Below are 22,377 nucleotides of genomic sequence, written 5' to 3'. Positions count from 1 at the left end.
GGTTCGGGCGAGGCCGTCAATTCAGCCGGCGCATGCGATCGGCACGCAGGGACCAGTCGGCCTGCCCGCCGATGCCGATCTGCATCGGCCGGGGCATCTGGCTCGTGTCGAGTTCGTAGCGGAACTCGACGTAGTACCCGTCGCCCTCGAGCTGGGACGGCTCGGCGATCTTCCAGTTGACGGAGCTGCTGAGCGACGCGAGCGCGTCGGCCAGGTTGTCGTGGTTCTGGTTCAGGCCGCCGAACGTGACCCGGTACTTCCGCGTGAGCGGCTGGTAGGCCAGCCGCCAGGTGCGGGTGGCGTCGTTGACGCGCTTGTCACGCCAGTACCAGCGGTCCCGGAAGACGTTGGCCTCGGCGACGAACACGAGGGGCACGCCCTTCTGGAGCGCGTCCTCCACGCTCTTGGGCAGCTCGAACTTGGCCGAGAACGTGAGTTGCAGGCCGTCGTCGTTCCGGGCCAGCTCGAAGGTGGTCAGGTTGACCCCGCCTTCCGCCCGGGCCGCACCGGCGCCCACCAGCAGCACCAGCGCCCACAGGGCGGTCGCTGCGGCAACGCGCAGGCCGCCCGGCCGGCGCGAGGCGCCGTGGCGGAACCACCGTGAGAGGAAGGGCCAGAGGATCCGGTGCACGCGAGCGGGTCAGGGCAAGGGTTTGGTCAGCAGGGCGTAGTAGAAGCCGTCGGGTGACGCACCGGATTCGGGCGCCGCACCGTCTCCGTGATTGTCGGGCCGTGGCAGCAGGTGGCCGGGAGAAGGTGGCCGGCCCACAAGGCTGAGGCCGCCCTGGCGTTGCAAAAAAGCGTCGATTCCGGCCTCGCCCTCGGCCTTGAACACCGAACAGGTGCAGTAGACGAGCCGGCCCCCCGGCTTGAGCAGCGGCCACAGGGCGTCCAGGATGGCCGCCTGGGTCCCGGCCAGCGCCGGGATGTCGGTCGGGCGGCGCAGCCAGCGCACGTCGGGGTGGCGGCGCACGATGCCCGAGGCGCTGCACGGGGCGTCGAGCAGGATGGCATCGAATGGCCGGCCGTCCCACCAGGTGTCGGGCGTGCGGGCGTCGGCGGCCGCCGTGCGGGCCGACAGACCCAGGCGGCCGAGGGTGTCGTCGACCCGGCGCAGGCGCTCGGGGTCGCTGTCGAGGGCCAGCACGTCCAGGTCGGCCAGCTCCAGCAGGTGGGCCGTCTTGCCGCCCGGCGCGGCGCAGGCGTCGAGCACCCGGGCCCCGGGCGGCAGGCCGTCGCCGATCACGAGGGGCGCTGCCAGCTGGGCGGCCGCGTCCTGCACGGAGACGTCGCCGTCGGTGAATCCCGGCAGCTCGTTCACGGGCGCGGGCCGGGCCAGCCGCACGGCGTGCGGGCCCACCACGGTGCCCGCGAGACCGGCCGCGGCCAGCCGCTCGACGTAGGCGGCGGCGGTCGACCGGCGGGCGTTCACCCGCAGGGTCATCGGCGGGTGATCGTTGTCGGCGGCCAGCACGTCGCGCCAGGCCGCGGGCCAGTCGGCGCGCAGCCGCTCGATCCACCACTGCGGGTGGTTCAGCGCGGCGACGGGGTCCCTCTCGACGGCCTCGACCACGGCCGCCATGTCGCGCAGGAAGCGGCGCAGCACCGCGTTGACGAACGGCGCGCTGGCTTTGGCGGACTGTTTCGCGGCCTCGACGGCCTGGTTCACGAGGGTGTGCGGGGCGTACTGGGCGCCGGTGCTGTCGCCGGGCCACAGCAGCGCGAGGGCGGTGGTCAGCAGCGCGTCGACGGCGGGCGGCGGCGCCTTCGGCGCGAGGAAGCGGCGCGCGGCCTGGGCGCTGCCCAGGCGGCGCAGCACCTGGAAGGTCAGCGCCTGGGTGCCCGGGCGGGCCGCAGGGGGGCAGCGGTCCAGCACGTCGTTCAGCGAACGGCCGGCGCGCACCGCCTGCAGCGCGGTGGCGGTGTGCCCGAGCAGGGTGGAAAGGGGCAAGGAAGGGGTGTTCACCCGCCGAGTCTATCGGCCCGCCCGAGACCCCGCGGGGGCAGGAAGTGGGCGGGGCGGTCACAATCCGGGGCTCAGAAGCCCGAGGAACGAGCCATGTCCGGCGAACCCACCGCCCCCATCTTCCGCAGCGAGGCCGAGCTGGCGTCGCTCAGCGCGTCCGAGCGCATCCGCTACCGCCTGGTCGGCGCCGACTGCCGCTACCACGCGAACGACAACATCGCGGCGTTCATCCGCCCGGGCGAGATGGACGAGCTGCGCACCGAGGTCGAGGCGAAGATGCAGGAGGTGCTCAAGGCCCTCGTGATCGACACCGAGAGCGACCACAACACGAACGAGACCGCCCGCCGCGTCGCGAAGATGTTCCTGACCGAGGTGTTCGCCGGCCGCTACGTGCCCATGCCGCTCGTCACCGAGTTCCCGAACGCCGAGCGCCTGAACGAGCTGATGATCGTGGGCCCGGTCACCGTGCGCAGCGCCTGCTCGCACCACCTGTGCCCGATCATGGGCAAGGTGTGGATCGGCATCCTGCCGAACGAACACTCGAACCTGATCGGCCTGTCGAAGTACGCCCGCATCTGCGACTGGATCATGAGCCGCCCGCAGATCCAGGAGGAGGCGGTGACGATGCTCGCGAACGAACTGCAGGAGCGGGTCAAGCCCGACGGCCTGGCGATCGTGATGGAGGCCGATCACTTCTGCATGCAGTGGCGCGGCGTCAAGGACATCGACTCCAAGATGATCAACAGCGTCATGCGCGGCGCGTTCCTGAAGGACGCGAACCTGCGCCGCGAGTTCCTCTCGCTGATCGGCCAGCGGAACTGACGCCCCCTTCACCGAAAGGACCGAACGCCATGCTGGTACGTCTGATGTACGCGAGCCGCGCGAGCGGCGCCATCGACCAGGACACGCTCGCCGCGATCCTGAAGAAGTCCAAGGCCCACAACCCGACCGTGGGCGTCACGGGCGCGCTGATGCTGTGCCCGGCGTCGGGGGTCTTCCTGCAGGTGCTGGAGGGCGGGCGCGCGGCGGTGAACACGCTCTACAACCGCATCGTCGCCGACACGCGGCACCGCGACGTGGTGCTGCTCAGCTACGAGGAGATCGACGAACGCCGCTTCGCGGTGTGGTCGATGGGCCAGGTGAACATGCAGCGCCTGAACCCGGCGCTGCTGCTGAAGTACTCGGAGACGGCGACGCTCGACCCGTACGCGGTGTCGGCGAAGGCCTCGATGGCGCTGTTCGACGAGCTGGTGGCCACGGCCTCGATCGTGGGCCAGGGTTAGATCGGCTCGTCCGGCGGCTCCACGAAGTGCCGGGCCAGCTCCGGCGGCATCGGGCAGTCGAGCAGGCTGCCGGTCAGGCGCAGTGCGTCCGCGGCGTCGGGGTCGAGACGGCGCGACGGGCTCAGTGCCAGGGCCTGGTCGATCCAGGCGCGCACGATGGCCGGGCGCAGCATCCACGGCACGGCCTGCACCTCGGCCAGCGCGTTGACGAAGCCGTCGGCGTCGGGCGGCACGCAGGGCGGCAGCTCGTGCGCGGAGATCCACGGCGACATCACCGCGAGGTACCAGCCCTGCCCCGTGGCCGGGTCGCCGGCGGGCACGAGGCGCGACAGGAAGGCCGTCACACGGCCCACCTCGCGCAACGTGTGCAGCGACAGGTCGGCCATGTCGTTGTGCGCGGCCGGCGCCGAGGTGCGCGGCATCACCTCGCCCAGCACCTGCCGCAGCGCGAGCCAGTGCAGCCGGTCGATGGGGCGGATCTGGCCGTCGGCGGCCATCACGCGCCGCGCGGCCTCGACGAGCGACTGGCGGTCGCCCAGCGGGCCGCCGGCCAGACGCTGCAGCAGGCGTTCGAGCCACGGCAGCCGCGAGGCGCGCGAGAGGTGTTTCGTGGTTTCGCGCAGCGCCTTGGCGGTGCTGAGGCCGCGGGTCTCGTCCTGCCAAGCGCGGCGTTCCCGCTGGCTGCCGGGGGTCAGCAGCAGCGCGAGCACCGTGGCGCGCAGCTCACCCGGGCCGTGCACGCGCGACAGCGTGGCGAACGCCTCGCGTTCGTCGTCGCCGATCACGGCGCGGGGAAGGTGGAGGGACGTGTCGGCCATGGGCGGTCAGGACGTGCGAGGCGTGCCGCTCACCGGCGCAGGCAGCACGGCGGCGTCCCGGAAACCGAAGAGGCTCGACAGCACCCGGGTGGGGAACTGCTGGACGGCGGCGTTGTAGTCGGCCACCGCGTCGTTGAACATCTGGCGCGCGAACCCGAGGCGGCCTTCGGCGCCGAGCAGGTCGTCGCGCGCGGCTGCCATCGCGGGCGCGAGCTTGAGTTCGGGTCGGCCGTCGATGGCCTGCTGGAGGCGGCGGCACGCGTCCTCGAGCACCTGCTCGGCCATCGCGAGGCTCACCATCGGGCCGGACACGCCGGGGTGCGCCCGCGCGAGGTCGAGTGCCGCATGGGCCTGGTGGCGCGCGGCCACGGCGGCATCGGCCACGTCCGGGTCGATCTCCGTGTCGGCGCGCGCCGCGTCGGCCAGCTGGGGAATCAGTTCGTGGCGGCGGCGCAGCTGGGCTTCCAGCTGCGAGAAGGCCGTGCGCATCACGTTGCGCAGCGACATCAGCCGGTTGTAGGCCCCGACCGCCCAGAACACCAGCACCGCCGCGACGATGGCCGCCGCGATCCCCGAGGAGGTCATGGCATCAGGCCCAGGCGGTCGGTGTCGGCGAACTCGGGCTGGCCGCTCTCGCGCCAGCCCTTGTAGCCGCGCCGGCGCAGCGCGCAGGCCGGGCACTGCCCGCAGCCGTAGCCCCATTCGTGCCGCTGCTGGCGATCGCCGAGGTAGCAGGTGTGGGTGTGTTCGACGATCAGGTCGTTGAGGGCTTCCCCGCCCAGGTCGGCGCTGAAGGCCCAGGTCTGGGCCTTGTCGAGCCACATCAGCGGCGTCTCGACGGTCATCTTCGTGTCCATGCCGAGGCTGATGGCCACCTGCAGCGCCTTGAGCGTGTTGTCGCGGCAGTCCGGGTAGCCGGAGAAGTCGGTCTCGCACATGCCGCCCACGAGCACGTTCAGGCCGCGGCGGTAGGCCACCGTGGCTGCGAACGTGAAGAACAGCAGGTTGCGGCCCGGCACGAAGGTGTTGGGCAGCCCGCTGTTCGTCATCTCGAGTTCGCGCTCGGACGTGAGCGCGGTGTCGGAGATCTGGCCCAGCAGGGACAGGTCGAGCAGGTGGTCGTCACCCAGGCGGGGCGCCCAGCGCGGGAAGTTCGCCACGATCTGCGCGCGCACCGCGGTGCGGCACTGGAGTTCGACCGAGTGCCGCTGGCCGTAGTCGAAGCCGATGGTCTCGACGTGGTCGTGGTGTTCGAGCGCCCACGCGAGGCAGGCCGTGGAGTCCTGTCCGCCCGAGAAGAGCACGAGCGCCCGGCGCGAGGGTTTCATTGCCGCACTTCGCCCTGGCCCAGCACCACCCACTTCATCGACGTGAGGCCTTCGAGGCCCACCGGGCCGCGGGCGTGGAACTTGTCGGTGCTGATGCCGATCTCGGCGCCCAGGCCGTACTCGAAGCCGTCGGCGAACCGGGTGCTGGCGTTGACCATCACGCTCGCCGAGTCCACCTCGCGCAGGAAGCGCATCGCGTTCGAGTGGTGTTCGGTGAGGATGGCGTCGGTGTGGTGCGAGCCGTAGCGGTTGACGTGGGCGATGGCCTCGTCGATGCCCGACACCACCTTCACGCTGATGATGGCGGCAAGGTACTCCTCGGACCAGTCCTGCTCGGTGGCGGCCACGACGTTCGCGCCCGGCACCTTCGACAGCAGCGCGACGGACGCGGCGTCACCGCGCATCTCCACGCCCTTGGCCGCGAACACGGCCCCGATGCGCGGCAGGAACGCGGCCGCGACGGCCTCGTGCACGAGCAGCGACTCGGTGGCGTTGCAGGGGCTGTACTTCTGCGTCTTCGCGTTGTCGGTGACCCTGACCGCGAGGTCGAGGTCGGCCGTGGCGTCGACGAAGGTGTGGCAGTTGCCGTCGAGGTGCTTGATGACCGGCACCTTGGCCTCGCGGCTGATGCGTTCGATCAGGCTCTTGCCGCCGCGCGGGATGATCACGTCGACCGACTCGGGCGACTGGATCAGGAAACCCACCGCGGCGCGGTCGGTGGTCTGCACCAGCTGCACGCCGTCGCGCGGCAGGCCCGCCTCGTCGAGCGCGGCCTGCACGAGTTTCCACAGCGCGAGGTTCGAATGGATGGCCTCCGAGCCGCCGCGCAGGATGCAGGCGTTGCCGCTCTTGATGGCGAGCGACGCGGCCTCGATGGTGACGTTCGGGCGGCTCTCGTAGATCATGCCGAACACGCCGAGCGGCACGCGCATCTGGCCCACGCTGATGCCCGTGGGGCGGCGGCGCAGGTTCGTGATCTCGCCCACCGGGTCGGGCATGGCGGCGATCTGGTCGCAGCCCTCGGCGACGGTGGCCAGCACCTTCGGCGTGAGGCGCAGCCGGTCCACCAGCGGCGCGGCCAGGCCGGCGGCCTCGGCGGCGGCGATGTCACGGGCGTTGGCCTCGGCGAGCGGGGCGGAATCGCCGCGCAGCAGGCGGGCGAGTGCCCGCAGCGCCTCGTTCTTCGAGGCCGTGGAGGCGGCGGCCATCTTCGTGGCGGCGGCGCGGGCCGCCGCACCCATGTGGGCGATGGTGGCCTGGAGATCGGTGGAGGTCATCCCCGCATTGTCCCAAAAACAAGGGGCCGACGGGGAATCAGGGGGCTGCGGCCTCGACTTGGACGACGAGCTTCACCCGGTCCTCCACGAAGGGCCAGCCGTAGGTCATGCCGAATTCGCTGCGGCGCAGTTCCCCCTCGAAGTCGCCCCCGCACACCTCGCGGGTGGACTCCGGCGGGGTGTAGCAGCCGAAGCGGACGGCGTGGAGGGTGAAGGACGTCGACTTGTCGCGCAGCGTCAGCTCGCCGTCCAGGGCCACGAGGCGGCCGCCCTCGGTGCGGAACTTCCGGGACACGTAGTAGGCCTTCGGGTAGTCCTTCGACGCGAAGAAGTACTCACCTCGCAGGATGCCGTCGAGCGGCACCACCCCGCTCGTGACCGAGGCGGTGTTCACCGTGACCGACAGTTCGCCGGCGCCCGTCGCCCGGTCGTACCGCAGTTGCCCCTCGACGGCGTCGAAGCGTCCGCGGTGGGTGGACGTGCCGAAGTGTTTCACCTCCCACCAGACCTGCGTGTGCTGCGGATCGAGCTGCCAGGGCAGGCTTTGTGCTTGGGCGGCGCAGACAGGGCCCAACCCCACCAAAAGGGCGACGAAGAAAGCCTTTTCACGTCGGCGGTGGTCGAGATAATGGGAAACGAATGACATGACGCGGCTCGAAAGGCCATCGATGACCGAATTTACGTCACCTGGGGTGTCGGTGGGAGACCGCGACGGTGACCTGGATCGTCGGGTGCGCGAAGCGCAGACCGAGCTGCTGTACCGCCGTTCGCAGATGGTGAACTGGGCGGGCGCGGGGTTCGCGCTGCTGCTGGCGATGGGCCTGCTGCCGTACGTGTCCGCCGCGGGCGTCTGGGCCTGGGTGGCGTTGCGCTTCCTCGTGTCGGCGGTCCGGCTCGTGCTCAACCTGCGGTACCGCGCCTCGGACGACCAGGGCCGCCCGTTCTGGGACCACGCCTTCGTGGCGGGCCTGGGCGTGGACGGCTTCGCGTGGGCGGTCATCGGGCTCTGGGTGATCCCGCTCGACCTGCCCACGGTCTCGGTTCTGATGCTGACCTCCATCGTCGGCGTCGCGTCCATCGGCATCTTCGTGCTGCAGTCGAGCTTCCGGGCGTCGGCCACCTTCGTGGTCTCGATGCTGCTGCCGCTCGTGCTGCTGGCGCTGTGGATGGGCGACCGCTCGGGCCGTTTCGTCGGCGCCGGCCTGTCCGTCTACATCGTGTTGCTGCTGATCGAGACCCGGTACTCGGAGCGCCGCATCCACGAACTGCTGCGCCTGCGCTTCGTGACCGACCGCATCGCCGAGGAGCGGGCCGAGGCCCTGCGGCTGGCGCAGCGCCAGGGGGTCGTCAAGGACCAGTTCCTCGCCACCATGAGCCACGAGATGCGCACGCCGCTGCACGGCATCCTCGGCCTCACGCGCGCACTGCGCGAGCAGCAGCCCGACGCGCCGCAGCTCGCGCTCGTCGAACGGGCCGGCGAGCACCTGCTGCGGCTCATCAACGACGCGCTCGACTTCTCGAAGCTCGAGGCCGGCCAGGTGCGGCTCGCACCGCAGACCTTCGACCTCACCGCACTGGTCGACGACGTCGTATCGCTTTCGATGCTGCCGGCCAGCGAGGCGGGCCTGCTGCTCGAGACGCGCCTGCACCTGCCGCGCCCGTGCCTCGTGGTGGGCGACCCGGCGCGGCTGCGCCAGATCCTGCACAACCTGGTCGGCAACGCCGTCAAGTTCACCGAGACGGGCCGCATCACCGTGGTGGCCAAGCACAACGCCGAGGCGGGCCGGGCGCGCATCGCGGTGCACGACACGGGGGTGGGCATCGCGCCCGAGCACCTGTCGGTGATCTTCGACGCGTTCCACCAGGCCGACGGCACCTTCACCCGGCGCTTCGCCGGCACGGGCCTCGGCCTGACCATCGCCCGCGAACTCGCCCGGGCGATGGGCGGCGACCTGCTGGTGACGAGCCAGGTGGGCAAGGGTTCGGTCTTCACGTTGAAGCTCGACCTGCCGCACCCGCCGGTGGACGTGCCGCTCGGCGAGGCGCCTTCGGCGCCGCCGCCGCAGCCATCGCCCAAGGCCCTGGGCGGCCGCGTCCTGCTGGCCGAGGACAACCCCGTCAACGCGCTCGTGGCCGAGGCGCTGCTGCAGAAGCTCGGGATCGACGTGACCGTGGTGGAGGACGGCGCCCAGGCCGTCGAGGCGTTCCGCAGCGGCCGTCCCGACCTCGTGCTGCTCGACTGCCAGATGCCGGTGATGGACGGCCTGGAAGCCGCCCGGCGCATCCGCGCGCTGGAAGCGGCCCAGGGCTGGCCGCGCACGCCGATGGTGGCGCTGACCGCCAATGCCTTCGAGGGCGACCGCGCCGACAGCCTGGCCGCCGGCATGGACGACCACCTCGCGAAGCCCTTCAAGGACGAAGACCTCGCCGGGGTGCTGGCGAGGTACTTGCCCCAGCGTTGAAGGGCACTTCAAAAACAAGTCATCCCGGCGCATGCCGGGACCCTGGGCGCACCATCGAAGGCACGGGGTCCCGGCCTGCGCCGGGATGACGGTGTGTTTTGAAGCTTACTGCTTCACGGCTTCCACCTGGATCAGCAGACGGACGTCGTCGGGAATGCCCGGCAGGCCGTACTTCACGCCGTACTCGCTGCGCTTGATGGTCGTCTCGAAGTCACCACCGCACACCTCGCGCTTGAGCATCGGGTTCGTGTAGCAGTTGAAGTTCGACGCGGTCAGCGTGACCGGCTGGGTCACGCCCGCCAGGGTCAGCGTGCCGGCGACGGACTTGACCTTGTCGCCGTCGAAGGTGAGCTTGTCGCCCGTGAACTTGGCCGTCGGGTGTTCGGCGACGTTGAAGAAGTCCTTGCTCTTCAGGTGGCCGTCGAACGGGCCCACACCGGTGTTGATCGACGACGTGTCGATCGTCACGTCGACCTTGCCGGTCTTGGCGGCCTTGTCGAGCGTCACGGTGCCTTCCTTCTTGTCGAAGCGGCCGCGGTTCGTGCTGGTGCCGAAGTGGCGGGCCTCGAACGTCACGAAGGTGTGCGTCGGGTCGATCGAGTACGTGGCGGACTCGGCATGGGCGGCGCCGGTGGCGGCCAGAACGGCGGCGGCGATGAACAGGGTCTTGTTGAACATGGATTGTCCTTGGTTGGGAAGGGAACGAGCGAAAACGGAGGGGGTGGGATTACAGCGGCGCGACGCCGGTGAGCACGAGCTTGAACTTCACGGCGACGTCGTTGGCCACCATCGAGGTGTCCTTCCAGTCGCCGTCGCCGATTCGGAAGTCGAGGCGCTTGATGGTGAACGAGCCGTTGGCCGTGGTGTTCGGGCCGGCCTGCGTGACCTGCACGGGCACGACCACGTCCTTCGTGGCGCCCTTGATGGCCAGCTTGCCGGCCACCTCGAACTTGCCGCCGCCCAGGCCCTTCACGGCGCCGGACTGGAAGGTGGCCTGAGGGAAAGCCTTGGTGTTGAACCAGTCGGGCTTGACCACCTCGGCCTCGGTCTCGGCGGCGCCGAGCGACACGCTGGCCAGGTCGATCGTGAAGCCGATCTTCGCGGCCTCGGGCTTCTTCGGGTCGAACGCCACCTGGGCGTCGAACTTCTTGAACTTGCCATCGACGGGCACGCCCATCTGCTTGCTGGTGAAGGCGATCTCGCTCTGGGCCGGCACGAGCTTCTGCTGGGCGGCGGCGGGCAGGATGGCGGCCACGAGGGCGGCGGCGGCGATGAGTTTCGAAACGGTCATGGTGTCCTCAGTGCGGAAAGGCGGGGATAAGTTCAGCGGCCCGACGACGGCAGCATGCGGGCGAGCAGGCCGTCGCGGTCGACGAAGTGGTGTTTCAACGCGCCGGCCACGTGCAGCACCACCAGCACCGCCATCGCATAGGCCAGGTACCCGTGCCACGGCTTGATGGCCTCGGACAGCGCCTTGTCGGGCGAGACGAAGTCGGGCAGCGGCAGCACGCCGAACAGCACGATGGGGAAGCCGGCCGCCGAGCTGTAGGCCCAGCCCACCAGCGGCACCGCGAAGAACAGCAGGTACAGCAGGTGGTGCGTGCCGTGCGCCGCGAGGCGCTGCCACGCCGGCATCGGCACGTCGGCCGGCGGGCGGTGCGTCAGGCGCCACAGCAGGCGCAGCGCCGACAGCGCGAGGATCGTCACGCCGGCCCACTTGTGCCAGTTGTAGAGCTTCAGGCGCTGTGGCGAGAACGGCAGGTCGCTCATGTAGACCCCCACGCAGAAGGCCGTGAGGATGCCGAGCGCCAGCAGCCAGTGCAGCGCGATGGCGATCGAGGTGTAGCGACCAGCAGTGGGTTTCATGCGCGAGCGTTCTCGTGGAAGGAAAGGGTCACAAGGATGTGCCGGAAGGCAGGCCCTGGATGTGCCAAAAGGCACAGGAATGGAATGTAGAGGGATCCGGCGGCGCCCGCTTTCACCGGCCTTGTTGTGACCGTTCAGAAAAAATGCATCGTGCCAGCGCCCGAGGCGCGTGGAAACCCTCTCCGGAGATACCCGTTCGTGGCGAGACGGCCACACCGGTGGCGTTTTCGCCCCCGTACGCTCACTGCTCCGACTGTCGACTTTCACGGAGCGATTCCATGAACCCCAAGCTGACCGCCACCACCCTCGTCGCCGCATCCGCCCTGTTTCTGTCTGCCGGAACAGCCCGGGCCCAGATTTCCGGCGACGTGATCCGCATCGGCCTGATCACCGACATGTCGGGCCTGTATGCCGACCTCGACGGCGCGGGCGGGGTCGAGGCGGTCAAGATGGCCATCGCGGACGCCGGGGGCAAGGTCAACGGCAAGACGGTCGAGTTCGTCGTGGCCGACCACCAGAACAAGCCCGACATCGCCGCCGCCAAGGCGCGCGAGTGGTTCGACACCCAGGGGCTGGACATGCTGCTGGGCGGCGCCAACTCCGGCACCAACCTCGCGATGGCCAAGGTGGCCACCGAGAAGAAGAAGCCGTTCATCTCGCTGGGTGCTGCCTCGGCCGCGCTCACGAACGAGCAGTGTTCGCCGTACATCATCCACTACGCCTACGACACGGTCGCGCTCGCCAAGGGCACCGGCAACGCGGTGGTGAAGTCGGGTGGCAAGACCTGGTACTTCCTGACGGCGGACTACGCCTTCGGCACCTCGCTGCAGAACGACACCACGGCGGTCGTCACGGCCGCCGGCGGCAAGGTGCTGGGCGCCGTGCGCCATCCGCTGTCGGCCAGCGACTTCTCGTCGTTCCTGCTGCAGGCGCAGGGTTCCAAGGCGCAGATCCTCGGCCTCGCGAACGCGGGCGGCGACACCGTCAACGCCATCAAGGCGGCGAACGAGTTCGGCATCACGAAGTCGATGAAGCTCGCCGGGCTGCTGCTGTTCATCACCGACGTGCACGCGCTGGGCCTCAAGGCCACCCAGGGCCTGTACCTCACCGACGGCTGGTACTGGGACCAGAGCCCGGAGGCCCGCACGTGGGCGCGCCGCTACTTCGGGGTCATGAAGAAGATGCCCTCGATGGTCCAGGCCGGCGACTACTCGGCCACGGCGCAGTATCTCAACGCGGTCAAGGCGACGGGCACCGACGATGGCGACCGCATCATGGCCCACTTCAAGAGCACGAAGATCAACGACATGTTCGCGAAGAACGGGTACGTGCGGGCCGACGGGCGCATGGTCCACGACATGTTCCTGATGCAGGTGAAGAAGCCCGAGGAATCGAAGGCGCCGTGGGACTACTACCGCATCGTCGAGACGATCAAGGGCGACGACGCGTACACCACGAAGGCCGAGTCCAAGTGCCCGCTCTGGAAGTGACCGCCGCGAGGGGGTGACCCTGGCGGCGGCGGGGTGGTCCGCGACTTGCGTTGTCGCGGGCCATCACCGTTCCAGGAGCAGTCCCCATGAAGTTCACGCCGACCCGTCTCGCCGCCGCCACGGCCATCGCACTGGCCGCCGCCGCCCCCGCCCGGGCCGAAACGTTCAACCTCGGCCTGGTGTCCGCCGCACAGACCTTCACCCTGGGAAACAACGGCCTGGCCGAGGGCTGGATCAACGACATCTACACCTTCACGGTGGCCGAAGGCGCATCGTTCGACTTCTCCGGTTTCGTCAGCAACATCTTCGGCCGCAACCTCACCGGCTCGGCCAACCTCGGGTCCACGCTGTACTCGAGCGACCCGTCGTTTGTACAAGTTGCGGTTGGTTCTACCGTGCCCACGGACAACAGCAACTTCACGTTCGAGCGCACCGCCACCTATGCGCCCACGGTGCTCGGCGCCGGCGAGTACGGCCTGTACGTGACCGGCCTGATCGGCACCAGCGGTTTCGGCGGGGCCGTGCCGGCCAGCTACTCCGGCCAGATCAGCTTCGGCAACATCGCCGCCCCGGTGCCCGAACCGGCGGCGCTGGCGCTGATGGCCATCGGCCTGGTCGGGGTGGGCGTCGCCGCCCGCCGCAAATCGCGCACGTCGGCCTGAGCCCCGCCGGGAGGCGGGTGTCGCGAGACGTCCTACCATCGCGACACCGCCACCCGACCCGCGCCCATGCCCGTTGCCGCAGCCCACCGCCTGACCCCACTCCTCGCCCTGGCCGCGCTGAGCAGCGCCGCATGGGCCCAGGAGCCCACCCTCGAATCCTGCGCCGCCATCGGTCCCGCGGCCGACCGGCTGGCCTGCTACGACAAGCTCGCCGGCCGTGCGCCATCGGCGCCGGTGCCGCTGGCCCCGGCCGGCGAGCCTAAGCCGTCCACCTCGTTGCTGGCGCCGAAGGACGAGCCCGCCGCGCCGGCCACCGCCGCGGTCCAGCCGTCGTCCGGGTCGGCGAGTTTCCTGTCGAAGTACTGGGAGCTCGACCCGGAGGACAAGCGGGGCACCTTCAACTTCACCGGCTACCGCGCGAACTACGTGCTGCCCGTGCACTACACGAGCAGCATCAACCGCGGCCCGAACTCGCCCACGCAGGCCGTCGTGTCCCTGCCCGACTACCGCCGCATCGAGGCGAAGTTCCAGCTCTCGCTGCGCACGAAGGTCGCCCAGGACCTGCTGATCGACGACGCCGACCTGTGGCTCGCGTTCACGCAGCAGGCCATGTGGCAGATCTGGAACGGCGTCGACTCCAAGCCCTTCCGCAACACCGACTACGAGCCCGAGGCCATCTACATCGTGCCGGTGCCGAAGCAGCTGCGTCCCCTGCCGGGCGACGTGCAGTGGCGCTACCTGCAGTTCGGGCTCGCGCACCAGTCCAACGGCCAGTCCGACCCGCTGTCGCGCAGCTGGAACCGCGTCTACGTGGGCACCGGGCTCGAACGCGGCAACTGGGGTCTCACGCTCAAGTACAACCACCGGCTCGAGGAGGACGAGACCTCCGACAACAACCCCGACCTGCTGCACTACCGCGGCCGGGGCGAGGTGAACCTGTTGTGGAGCGGAGGCGCACACACCACGTCGCTGCTGTGGCGTTCGTCGTTCAACACGACGCACCGCGGGTCGCTGCAGTTCGATTGGACGTACCCGGTCTTCCGCGACCAGCCCAACGGCCTGCGCTGGTTCGTCCAGGGCTTCACCGGCTACGGCGAAACGCTCACCGACTACAACTTCCGGCAGACGAGCTTCGGCGCCGGCGTCAGCTTCCTGCAGTTCTGACGGCCGCCTCCCACTCGGCGACCAGCGCTGCCTCGTGTGCGCGGGCCGTTTCGAGGTGCCGGGCCTTCACGTGGCCGTACCCGCGGATCTCCTCGGGCACGCGGGCGATGCGGGCGGCGAGGGCCACGTTGTCGCCCCGCAGCTTCGGCAGCAGCGCGTCGATGCGGGCCTCGTAGTCGTCGATCAGCCACCGCTCCTCGCGGCGTTCGGCGGTGTAGCCGAACACGTCGAACGGCGTGCCGCGCAGGCCCTTCAGCCGCGCGAGCACGTGGAACGCACCCCGCACCCACGGCCCGAACGCGCGCTTGACCCCTTCGCCGCGTGCGTTGCGGCGTGAGCCGAGCGGCGGCGCGAGGTGGTGCTTCAGCGTGTAGTCGCCCTCGAAGCGGTCGCGGATCGAGGCCACGAAGGCCGGGTCCGTGTGCAGCCGGGCCACCTCGTACTCGTCCTTGTACGCCATCAGCTTGAAGAAGTAGCGCGCGACGGCTTCGGTGAGCATCGTGCCACCCACGGCCGACTCGGCGGCGCGCACCCGCGCCACGAGCGCGGTGTAGCGCGCGGCCCAGGCGGTGTCCTGGTACGCGGTCAGGAAGGCCTCGCGCTGAGCGACCATGTCGTCGAGCCCGGTGCGGCGGATCACGTGGATCGGCTGCGTGGCCGGTGCCATCAGCGCGGCGACTGCCGCGGGTTCGTGCGCCAGCCGGCGGCCCCACGCGAACGCGGCCTGGTTCTGCGCCGGCTTCACGCCGTTGAGCTCGAAGGCGCGCATCAGCGATTCGAGCGACAGCGGCACCCAGCCTCGCTGCCACGCGAAGCCGAGCATCAGCGGGTTCGTGTAGATCGAGTCACCCAGCAGTTGCACCGCCGCGCGTTCGGCGTCGAAGGCGCCCACGTGGTCCGCGCCCACGGCGTCGCCGATGGCCGCCTCGCAGCGGGCCGACGGGAACTGCCAGTCGGGGTTGTGCACGAACGCGGCCGTGGGCGTGCCGTGTGTGTTGAGCGCCACGCGCGTGCGCCCCTGGCGCATCGTCGCAAGCGTCTGGCGATCGGCCGCCACGATGGGGTCGCACGCGATCACGAGGTCGGCCTCGGCCGTGCCCACCTTGGTGGTGTGGATGGCCTCGGGTGCGTCGGCGATCTGGATGTGGCTCCAGGTGCTGCCGCCCTTCTGCGCGAGCCCCGCGGCGTCCTGCGTCACGACGCCCTTGCCTTCCAGGTGCGCCGCCATGCCCAGCAGCTGGCCGATGGTGATGACCCCGGTGCCGCCGATGCCGGCGACGACGATGCCCCAGGCCGTGGGCGCCGAAGGCACCTCGGGATCGGGCACTGGTGGCAGCGCGAACGGATCGGGGCGTGTCACCGCCTTCACGCCCTTCGGCCGGCCGCCCTCCACCGTCACGAAACTCGGGCAGAAGCCGTCGAGGCAGCGGTAGTCCTTGTTGCAGGTGTTCTGGTTGATGCGGCGCTTGCGGCCGAACTCGGTCTCGACCGGCTCCACGCTCAGGCAGTGGCTCTTCTCCGAACAGTCGCCGCAGCCTTCGCAGACCAGTTCGTTGATGACCACGTGCCGCTCGGGCTCCGGCATCGACCCGCGCTTGCGGCGGCGCCGCTTCTCGGTGGCGCAGGTCTGGTCGTAGATCAGCACCGTGCAGCCCTCGACCTCGCGCAGCTGCACCTGCACGGCATCCAGCTCCTCGCGCGGGTACACGGTGACACCGGGGGCGAGGCGGTTGCGCACCGCCTCGTACTTCGCCGGGTCGTCGGTGACGACCACGATGCGCCGGGCGCCCTCGGCGTCCAGCTCCCGGGTCATCTCGGGCACGCGCAGCGTGCCGTCGACGGGCTGGCCGCCCGTCATCGCCACCGCGTCGTTGAACAGGATCTTGTAGGTGATGTTGACCTTGGCCGCGATGCTCTGGCGGATGGCGAGCAGCCCCGAGTGGAAGTACGTGCCGTCGCCGAGGTTCGCGAACACGTGGCGGTCGGTGGTGAACGGCGCCTGGCCCACCCACGTGACGCCCTCGCCGCCCATCTGCGTGAACGTGGTGGTCTGCCGGTCCATCCACAGCACCATGTAGTGGCAGCCGATGCCGGCCAGTGCGCGGGAGCCCTCGGGCACCACGGTGCTGGTGTTGTGCGGGCAGCCGCTGCAGTAGAACGGCGTGCGTTCGGACCCCGTGCCGAGGTTCAGCGCCTGCAGGCTGCGCTCCTTCGCGTCGATCAGGGCCACGCGTGCGTCGATGCGCGCGAGCGTGTCGCTGTCGGCGCCCAGCTTGCGCACGCGTTTTGCGATGGCGCGCGCGATCAGCGCCGGGGTCAGGTCGGCCTGCGCCCGCAACAGCCAGTTGCCACTCGGGTTCGGCTGCGACCATTCACCGCCGGTGCGGTCGCCGTCGCTTTCGTCGAACTTGCCGAGCACGTTGGGCCGCACGTCCGGTCGCCAGTTGTAGAGCTCTTCCTTCACCTGGTACTCGATGACCTGGCGCTTCTCCTCGACGACGAGGATCTCCTGCAGGCCGGTGGCGAAGTCGCGCGTGATCGTGGCTTCCAGCGGCCACACCACGCCCACCTTGTGCAGCCGGATGCCGAGCCGGCGGCAGTCGTCGTCGGAGAGACCCAGGTCGTGCAGCGCCTGGCGCGTGTCGTTCCAGGCCTTGCCGCTCGCGATCAGGCCCAGGCGGTCGTTCGCGGTCGACACCGTGCTGTGGTTCAGACGGTTGGCCCGGATGTACGCCAGCGCGGCGTACCACTTGTGGTTCATCAGCCGCGCTTCCTGCTCCAACGGCGGGTCGGGCCAGCGGATGTGCAGGCCGCCGGGCGGCATCTCGAAGTCCTCGGGCAGCACGATGCGCACGCGGTCGGGTGTCACGTCCACCGTGGTCGACGACTCGACGATCTCCTGGATCGTCTTCATCCCGGCCCACACGCCGGAGAAGCGGCTCAGCGCGAACGCGTGCAGCCCGAGGTCGAGGATCTCCTGCACGCTGCTCGGGAAGAACACGGGCAGGCCGCAGGCCTTGAAGATGTGGTCGCTCTGGTGGGCCGCGGTGCTGCTCTTGGCGATGTGGTCGTCGCCGGCCACGGCCACCACGCCGCCGTGTTTCGCGGTGCCCGCCATGTTGGCGTGCTTGAAGACATCGGAGCAGCGGTCGACCCCCGGGCCCTTGCCGTACCAGAGGCCGAAGACCCCGTCGAAGCGGCGCGAGGCCGGGTACAGGTCGAGTTGCTGCGTGCCCCACACCGCGGTGGCGCCCAGCTCCTCGTTGACGCCGGGCTGGAAGACCACCTGGTGCGCGTTCAGGTGCTCGCGGGCCTGCCACAGCGCCTGGTCGTACGTGCCGAGGGGCGAGCCGCGGTAGCCGCTGATGAAGCCCGCGGTGTTCAGGCCCTGCATCGCGTCGCGTGTGCGCTGCAGCATCGGCAGCCGCACGAGCGCCTGCACGCCGCTCATGAAGGCACGCCCCTCGGCGAGGCGGTACTTGTCGTCCAGCGTGACCTGTTCCAGCGCGCGTCGGACGGCATCGGGAAGTGGTGCATTCATCTGCAGACTCCTGAAAGGGGCTCGTGACCCCCATTGCCGTGAGCCCACTGTATCGATTTCCGATGGCCGGTGCGACAACACGCTTTTGCGCAGCGAGGGTCCGAGCGGCAATAATCCGCTGATCCGCAGCCCCGCTCCCCCCGGAAGGCCCGATGCCCATGTGTCCACCGCCCCTGCCTGTGCCCGCACACCGGACCTTTTTTGCTGCGGTGCACCAGTGGCGGACCTGAGCCCGCGCGCCACGCGGTGCCGCTGGGGGCGCTGGCTGATGGGCGTCGAGTCCAAGCAGCGCATCCGCCTGCGCCAGTGCGCCCTCGCGCTGCTGCTCGTGACCTGCAGCGTCATCAACATGTTCTGGCTGGTGTGGCTCGGGCTCGCCCCGCTGCGGCCGGTGACCGTGTGGGCGCTGGTGCTGATCGGCGGCTTCCTGGTGTTCTTCGCGGTGATCCGCAGCGGCCGCAACCTCGCGTACGACGAGCCGTCGCTGACCGTGCCGCAGATGGTGTTCGCGACCCTGTGCGGCGCTGCCGGCTACGCGCTGGCCGGGCATGGCCGCGGTGGGGCGTTCCCCATCCTGATGGTCATCTTCATGTTCGGCATGTATGCGCTCACCGCGCGGCAGATCTGGCGCGTGGGCGTGTTCGCGGTCGCGGTGTTCGGCGCCACGATGGCGTTGATGAGCCACCTCGAGCCGGACGTCTTCCTGCCGTCCGTCGAGTCCAGCCACTTCATCATGATCGCCGTGATGGTGCCCGCGGTGGCCATGATGACCAGCCAGCTGAGCCGCATGCGCGAGCGGCTGCGCCGCCAGAAGAAGGACATCTCCGCCGCGCTCGCCCGCATCCAGGACCTCGCCACCCGAGACGAACTCACGGGCCTGATCAACCGCCGCCACATGGTCGAGCTGATGGAGCAGGAGCGCCAACGCGGCGTGCGCTCGGGCCAGACCTTCTGCATCGCGCTGCTGAGCCTCGACGAACACGCCGTGCTGCGGTCTGCCCGGGGCGAGGCCTTCGGCGACGAGATGCTCAAGAGCTTCGCCCGCGAGTCGCTCGCGGTGATCCGCATCTCCGACCTGCTGTCGCGCTGGAACGGGGCGGAGTTCCTGCTGATGCTGTCGAACACCCGGTCGTCGCTCGCCCGCCTGAGCCTGGAGCGGCTGCGCGAGCGGGTGCGCCAGGTGGCCGCCGATTCCGCCGCGCCGCTGTCCCACACGGGGTTCTCGGTCGGCGTGACGGAACACCGGGCGGGGGAAACCGTCGCCCAGACCATCGAGCGTGCCGAGCTGGCGTTGCAGAACGCACAGTCCGCCGGGTCGAACCGGGTCGTGCTGACCTGAGGTTCGTGGAAAGCGCACGCGGACCCCGATTCCGGGGGGCCGTGGCCACTCAAGTCGATTCCCTGTCCGACGATAAGACGGGCCTATGGCATCCCTCTGCGCCCCCCGCTTCCGCTCGGTCTGTCTCGGTCCTTCGACCGGGGCCCAGCAGCTGCGGGCGTCGCAATCGCTGCTGGCCGTGCTGGTCTACGCCCTGTTCGCGGTGGTGCAGCACGCCGAGGTGGTGGCCGGGCTGGTCGATTTCCAGGCTTCGCTGTGGCTCACCGGCTTTTTCATGACCGGCGCGCTCGGGTTCTACGCGGTGATCCGCTCCGGACTCAACGAACGCCTGGGCAGCGACCCGTCGCTCACGCTGCCGCAGATGGTGCTGGGCGTGCTGTCGACCGTGGGCTCGTACCTGATCACCGGACCGGCCCGCGGCGCGGTGATGTCGCTGATGGTGCTGATCCTCGTGTTCGGCATGTTCGCGCTGCGTCCCCGCCAGGCGCGCTGGCTCTCGGTGTTCGCCTGCGCCCTGCTGGCGCTGGCGATGGTCTGGAAGGGGGCGACCGACCCGCTGCAGTACCCGCCGGCCGTGGAGGCCGTGCACCTGCTGTTCGCCATCATCATCGTCGCCGCGGTGGGCACGCTCACCGCGCGCATGGCCGCCATCCGCGCCCGCATGCGCGGCCAGAAGGCCGACCTCGAACATGCGCTCGAGCAGATCCGGTTGCTGGCCACGCGGGACGAACTCACCGGCCTGTCGAACCGCCGCCACATGAACGAGCTGATGGCCATCGAGAAGGCCCGCCAGCGCCGCACCGGCCAGCCCATGTCGGTGGCCCTGCTGGACATCGACTTCTTCAAGCGCATCAACGACACCTACGGCCACGGCGGCGGCGACCTGGTGCTCAAGACCTTCGCCCAGCTCACCCGGGACGGCCTGCGCTCCACCGACGTGATGGGCCGCTGGGGCGGCGAGGAGTTCCTGCTGATGCTGCCCGACACGTCGGCGGCCGACGCCGCCCAGTGCGTGGAGCGCATGCGCTCGCAGCTCGCGCGCCTGTCGGCCGACGCGATCGCCCCGGGGCTGCGCGTGACGTTCTCCGCGGGCGTGGCCGAGGTGGGCGGGCTCGACGAACTCGAGACGGCCATCGAACACGCCGACCAGGCGATGTACCGCGCGAAGGTGAAGGGCCGCAACTGCACGGTGGTGGCTGGCACGCTGGTGGCATAGGCATTGCAATGCTGACGCGAGCCTGTTGCTCGCGGAGCGTGTTGCGTGTCGTTCGTCCTGTGTGATCCCCCGGTGTTGTCTCCCCCCGTTCCCGCCGGGCCGGCGTGGACGGAGCGCCTGCAACTGCTGCTGGAGTCCACCGGTGACGGCATCTTCGGCATCGACCTCGCCGGCCGCTGCACCTTCGTGAACCGCGCCGCCGCGGAAATGCTGGGCCATCGCACCGAAGCGGTGCTGGGCCGCAACATGCACGAGCTGATCCACCACACCCATGCGGACGGCAGGCACTACCCCGAGGCCGACTGCCCCATCTTCAACGCCTTCCGCCGCGGCCTGCCGTGCCGCATCGACAGCGAGGTGCTGTGGCGGGCCGACGGCTCGTCGTTCTCGGCCGAGTATTCGTCGTACCCCATCCTCGACGGCGACGTGGTGCAGGGCGCCGTCGTCACGCTGGTCGACATCACCGAACGCAAGCGCGCCGAGGCGCAGCTGCACCAGGCGCGCGACCAGCTCGAACGCCGCGTCGACGAACGCACGGTGGAACTGACCCGGGCGCTGGGCCAGCTGCGCGAGCTGTCGGCCTACCTCGAACGCGTGCGGGAAGACGAACGCACCCGCATCGCCCGCGAGATCCACGACGAGCTGGGCTCGCTGCTGGTGGCCCTGAAGCTCGATGTGAACTGGCTCGGCAAGCGCATCGGCGACCGCCACGAGCTGCAGTGCAAGTGCCACGACATGGGGCGGATGATCGACACCGCCGTCGACAACGTGGGCCGCATCATCACCGACCTGCGCCCGAGCATCCTCGACCACCAGGGCCTGTGGGCCGCGCTGGAGTGGCAGGCGCAGGAGTTCTTCGACACGACCGAGATGCCGCCCGACCTGCGCTTCCACGTGGCCGCCGGCACGGTCGAACCCGCGGGCGAGGCCGGCCAGCGCTGGGCGATGGCGGTCTTCCGCATCTTCCAGGAGATGCTCAGCAACGTGGCCCGCCATGCGCGCGCCCGTTCGGTCACCATCCGCATCGAGGTCGAGTCGCCCCCCGCGCCCGTGCTGCACCTGGAGGTGCGCGACGACGGCGTGGGCGCTGCGCGCGAAGCCCTCGACCACCCGCACAGCTACGGCGTGATGGGCATGCGCGAGCGGGCCGGCCACTTCGGCGGCCGCATCGCCATCGACAGCCATCCCGGCCTCGGCACCCGTGTGCGCCTGACCATGCCCTTCCCCACCGAACGCTCCCAGGAGGTGACCCCGTGATCCGCGTGCTGATCTGCGACGACCACCAGATCGTCCGCCAGGGCATCCAGCAGATGCTCGCCGACGCGGGCGACGTGCAACTGGCCGGCGAGGCCGCCAACGGCCCCGAGGCGCTCGCCCGCGTGCGCGAGGGGGGCATCGACGTGGTGCTGATGGACATCGCGATGCCCCAGCGCGACGGCCTCGACGTGCTGCGCCAGTTGAAGAGCGAGTTCCCGCGCCTGCCGGTGCTGATGCTGTCCACCTACCCCGACAAGCAGTACGCGGTGCGCAGCCTCAAGCTCGGTGCGGTGGGCTACCTGAACAAGAGCGCCGACTCCGAGCAGATGATCGGGGCCATCCGCAAGGTGGCCGCCGGCGGGCTCTTCATCACGCCCACCGTGGCCGAACACCTCGCCGGCGCCATCGGCGCGGGCCGCGACAAGGCCGAGGAGCAGCCGCTGCACGACCGGCTCTCGCACCGCGAGTACCAGGTGTTCCGGCTGCTGGCCGGCGGCCGCAGCGTGGGCGAGATCGCCGACCAGCTGATCCTGTCCAGCAACACGGTGAGCACCTACCGCGCCCGCATCCTCGAGAAGACCGGCACCCGCAACGACGTCGAACTCGCGCTCTACGCGGTGCGCCAGGACATCTCCCCGGTGATGCACGGCGTGTAGGGCTGGCACTACACGCGAATCGCGGCGCCCGCGATGGGCGGCGCGGCGGGGC

Annotated in this window: 21 protein-coding genes; 10 read left to right on the top strand and 11 right to left on the bottom strand. The window is 70.1% G+C overall.

What is annotated here, in order from left to right:
• Positions 1-16 precede the first annotated feature (16 nt).
• Both A4W93_RS27235 and rsmB read right to left on the bottom strand, forming a co-directional pair.
• A complete protein-coding gene (locus A4W93_RS27235; RefSeq protein WP_237357631.1) occupies positions 17-631 on the bottom strand; it encodes a DUF4390 domain-containing protein in 615 nt (204 codons plus the stop codon).
• Positions 632-640: 9 nt separating this feature from the next.
• Positions 641-1,951, bottom strand: a complete 1,311-nt coding sequence (gene rsmB, locus A4W93_RS27230) for a 16S rRNA (cytosine(967)-C(5))-methyltransferase RsmB (protein WP_085753598.1) — start codon at positions 1,949-1,951, stop codon at positions 641-643.
• Positions 1,952-2,059: 108 nt separating this feature from the next.
• Between rsmB and folE the strand changes: the two genes are divergently transcribed.
• Both folE and A4W93_RS27220 read left to right on the top strand, forming a co-directional pair.
• Entirely contained in the window at positions 2,060-2,788 is a 729-nt protein-coding gene (gene folE / locus A4W93_RS27225; RefSeq protein WP_085753597.1) for a GTP cyclohydrolase I, read from the top strand.
• Positions 2,789-2,817: 29 nt separating this feature from the next.
• Positions 2,818-3,249, top strand: a complete 432-nt coding sequence (locus tag A4W93_RS27220) for a BLUF domain-containing protein (RefSeq protein ID WP_085753596.1) — start codon at positions 2,818-2,820, stop codon at positions 3,247-3,249.
• On the opposite strand, the gene A4W93_RS27215 is transcribed toward A4W93_RS27220, so the two are convergent.
• From A4W93_RS27215 to A4W93_RS30165, 5 genes are read right to left on the bottom strand one after another with little or no spacing between them, the layout of a single operon-like run.
• On the bottom strand, positions 3,246-4,067 hold the full coding sequence (locus A4W93_RS27215) for a hypothetical protein (RefSeq protein ID WP_085753595.1): 822 nt from the start codon (positions 4,065-4,067) through the stop codon (positions 3,246-3,248). The genes A4W93_RS27220 and A4W93_RS27215 overlap by 4 nt on opposite strands.
• 6 nt (positions 4,068-4,073) lie before the next feature.
• Positions 4,074-4,652 (bottom strand): LemA family protein, encoded by a 579-nt coding sequence (locus A4W93_RS27210; protein WP_157782236.1) that lies wholly within the window; start codon positions 4,650-4,652, stop codon positions 4,074-4,076.
• A complete protein-coding gene (queC, locus tag A4W93_RS27205; protein WP_085753593.1) occupies positions 4,649-5,395 on the bottom strand; it encodes a 7-cyano-7-deazaguanine synthase QueC in 747 nt (248 codons plus the stop codon). The genes A4W93_RS27210 and queC overlap by 4 nt, the downstream gene beginning before the upstream one ends.
• Positions 5,392-6,672: a glutamate-5-semialdehyde dehydrogenase gene (locus tag A4W93_RS27200; RefSeq protein WP_085753592.1), complete on the bottom strand. Its 1,281-nt coding sequence runs from the start codon at positions 6,670-6,672 to the stop codon at positions 5,392-5,394. Before A4W93_RS27200 ends, queC begins: the two co-directional genes overlap by 4 nt.
• A 37-nt stretch (positions 6,673-6,709) precedes the next feature.
• Positions 6,710-7,246 carry a YceI family protein gene (locus A4W93_RS30165; RefSeq protein ID WP_157782235.1) on the bottom strand — a complete coding sequence of 179 codons (537 nt, stop codon included), beginning with the start codon at positions 7,244-7,246 and terminating at the stop codon, positions 6,710-6,712.
• Between the two features lie 157 nt (positions 7,247-7,403).
• On the opposite strand from A4W93_RS30165, the gene A4W93_RS27190 reads away from it, so the two are divergent.
• A complete protein-coding gene (locus tag A4W93_RS27190) occupies positions 7,404-9,134 on the top strand; it encodes an ATP-binding protein (protein WP_169726594.1) in 1,731 nt (576 codons plus the stop codon).
• Between the two features lie 105 nt (positions 9,135-9,239).
• On the opposite strand, the gene A4W93_RS27185 is transcribed toward A4W93_RS27190, so the two are convergent.
• Genes A4W93_RS27185 through A4W93_RS27175 form a run of 3 tightly spaced genes read right to left on the bottom strand, consistent with a single transcriptional unit; the run spans position 9,240 to position 11,000 of the window.
• Positions 9,240-9,812, bottom strand: a complete 573-nt coding sequence (locus A4W93_RS27185) for a YceI family protein (RefSeq protein ID WP_085753590.1) — start codon at positions 9,810-9,812, stop codon at positions 9,240-9,242.
• Positions 9,813-9,861: 49 nt separating this feature from the next.
• A complete protein-coding gene (locus A4W93_RS27180; RefSeq protein WP_085753589.1) occupies positions 9,862-10,425 on the bottom strand; it encodes a YceI family protein in 564 nt (187 codons plus the stop codon).
• A gap of 32 nt (positions 10,426-10,457) precedes the next feature.
• The gene (locus tag A4W93_RS27175) at positions 10,458-11,000 is read right to left on the bottom strand and encodes a cytochrome b (protein ID WP_085753588.1); all 543 of its coding nucleotides are present in this window, start codon (positions 10,998-11,000) and stop codon (positions 10,458-10,460) included.
• A 278-nt stretch (positions 11,001-11,278) separates the two neighbouring features.
• Between A4W93_RS27175 and A4W93_RS27170 the strand changes: the two genes are divergently transcribed.
• From A4W93_RS27170 to A4W93_RS27160, 3 genes are all read left to right on the top strand, one after another.
• Positions 11,279-12,490, top strand: coding sequence for an ABC transporter substrate-binding protein (locus tag A4W93_RS27170; protein ID WP_085753587.1), 1,212 nt, complete (start codon positions 11,279-11,281; stop codon positions 12,488-12,490).
• An 86-nt stretch (positions 12,491-12,576) separates the two neighbouring features.
• Positions 12,577-13,152: an FxDxF family PEP-CTERM protein gene (locus A4W93_RS27165; RefSeq protein WP_085753586.1), complete on the top strand. Its 576-nt coding sequence runs from the start codon at positions 12,577-12,579 to the stop codon at positions 13,150-13,152.
• Positions 13,153-13,218: 66 nt separating this feature from the next.
• Complete coding sequence (locus A4W93_RS27160) at positions 13,219-14,316, top strand: phospholipase A (RefSeq protein ID WP_085753585.1); 1,098 nt, start codon at positions 13,219-13,221, stop codon at positions 14,314-14,316.
• Here A4W93_RS27160 and A4W93_RS27155 read toward each other — a convergent pair.
• Positions 14,297-17,857, bottom strand: a complete 3,561-nt coding sequence (locus A4W93_RS27155; protein WP_085753584.1) for an indolepyruvate ferredoxin oxidoreductase family protein — start codon at positions 17,855-17,857, stop codon at positions 14,297-14,299. The two genes, A4W93_RS27160 and A4W93_RS27155, sit on opposite strands and share 20 nt — an antisense overlap.
• A gap of 217 nt (positions 17,858-18,074) precedes the next feature.
• On the opposite strand from A4W93_RS27155, the gene A4W93_RS27150 reads away from it, so the two are divergent.
• The 4 genes from A4W93_RS27150 to A4W93_RS27135 all read left to right on the top strand — a co-directional run bounded on the left by A4W93_RS27150 (position 18,075) and on the right by A4W93_RS27135 (position 22,325).
• Positions 18,075-19,196, top strand: coding sequence for a GGDEF domain-containing protein (locus A4W93_RS27150; RefSeq protein ID WP_157782234.1), 1,122 nt, complete (start codon positions 18,075-18,077; stop codon positions 19,194-19,196).
• An 85-nt stretch (positions 19,197-19,281) separates the two neighbouring features.
• Positions 19,282-20,412 (top strand): GGDEF domain-containing protein, encoded by a 1,131-nt coding sequence (locus A4W93_RS27145; protein ID WP_085753582.1) that lies wholly within the window; start codon positions 19,282-19,284, stop codon positions 20,410-20,412.
• Between the two features lie 72 nt (positions 20,413-20,484).
• Positions 20,485-21,669 (top strand): PAS domain-containing sensor histidine kinase, encoded by a 1,185-nt coding sequence (locus A4W93_RS27140; RefSeq protein ID WP_099960108.1) that lies wholly within the window; start codon positions 20,485-20,487, stop codon positions 21,667-21,669.
• Positions 21,666-22,325 (top strand): response regulator, encoded by a 660-nt coding sequence (locus A4W93_RS27135; RefSeq protein ID WP_085753581.1) that lies wholly within the window; start codon positions 21,666-21,668, stop codon positions 22,323-22,325. Before A4W93_RS27140 ends, A4W93_RS27135 begins: the two co-directional genes overlap by 4 nt.
• Positions 22,326-22,377: the final 52 nt, after the last annotated feature.

Origin of the sequence: Piscinibacter gummiphilus, assembly GCF_002116905.1 — a bacterium.
Taxonomy (GTDB): domain Bacteria; phylum Pseudomonadota; class Gammaproteobacteria; order Burkholderiales; family Burkholderiaceae_C; genus Rhizobacter; species Rhizobacter gummiphilus.
Note: the sequence above shows the minus strand (reverse complement) of the source record. Positions and strands in the feature narration are given on the sequence as shown.

Excerpts from the sequence above, each read along its gene's own strand:
- folE (WP_085753597.1), top strand. The coding sequence starts at position 2,060 with ATGTCCGGCGAACCCACCGCCCCCATCTTCCGCAGCGAGGCCGAGCTG.
- A4W93_RS27220 (WP_085753596.1), top strand. The coding sequence starts at position 2,818 with ATGCTGGTACGTCTGATGTACGCGAGCCGCGCGAGCGGCGCCATCGAC.
- A4W93_RS27215 (WP_085753595.1), bottom strand. The coding sequence starts at position 4,067 with ATGGCCGACACGTCCCTCCACCTTCCCCGCGCCGTGATCGGCGACGAC.
- A4W93_RS27210 (WP_157782236.1), bottom strand. The coding sequence starts at position 4,652 with ATGACCTCCTCGGGGATCGCGGCGGCCATCGTCGCGGCGGTGCTGGTG.
- queC (WP_085753593.1), bottom strand. The coding sequence starts at position 5,395 with ATGAAACCCTCGCGCCGGGCGCTCGTGCTCTTCTCGGGCGGACAGGAC.
- A4W93_RS27200 (WP_085753592.1), bottom strand. The coding sequence starts at position 6,672 with ATGACCTCCACCGATCTCCAGGCCACCATCGCCCACATGGGTGCGGCG.
- A4W93_RS27185 (WP_085753590.1), bottom strand. The coding sequence starts at position 9,812 with ATGTTCAACAAGACCCTGTTCATCGCCGCCGCCGTTCTGGCCGCCACC.
- A4W93_RS27180 (WP_085753589.1), bottom strand. The coding sequence starts at position 10,425 with ATGACCGTTTCGAAACTCATCGCCGCCGCCGCCCTCGTGGCCGCCATC.
- A4W93_RS27175 (WP_085753588.1), bottom strand. The coding sequence starts at position 11,000 with ATGAAACCCACTGCTGGTCGCTACACCTCGATCGCCATCGCGCTGCAC.
- A4W93_RS27170 (WP_085753587.1), top strand. The coding sequence starts at position 11,279 with ATGAACCCCAAGCTGACCGCCACCACCCTCGTCGCCGCATCCGCCCTG.
- A4W93_RS27165 (WP_085753586.1), top strand. The coding sequence starts at position 12,577 with ATGAAGTTCACGCCGACCCGTCTCGCCGCCGCCACGGCCATCGCACTG.
- A4W93_RS27160 (WP_085753585.1), top strand. The coding sequence starts at position 13,219 with ATGCCCGTTGCCGCAGCCCACCGCCTGACCCCACTCCTCGCCCTGGCC.
- A4W93_RS27155 (WP_085753584.1), bottom strand. The coding sequence starts at position 17,857 with ATGAATGCACCACTTCCCGATGCCGTCCGACGCGCGCTGGAACAGGTC.
- A4W93_RS27145 (WP_085753582.1), top strand. The coding sequence starts at position 19,282 with ATGGCATCCCTCTGCGCCCCCCGCTTCCGCTCGGTCTGTCTCGGTCCT.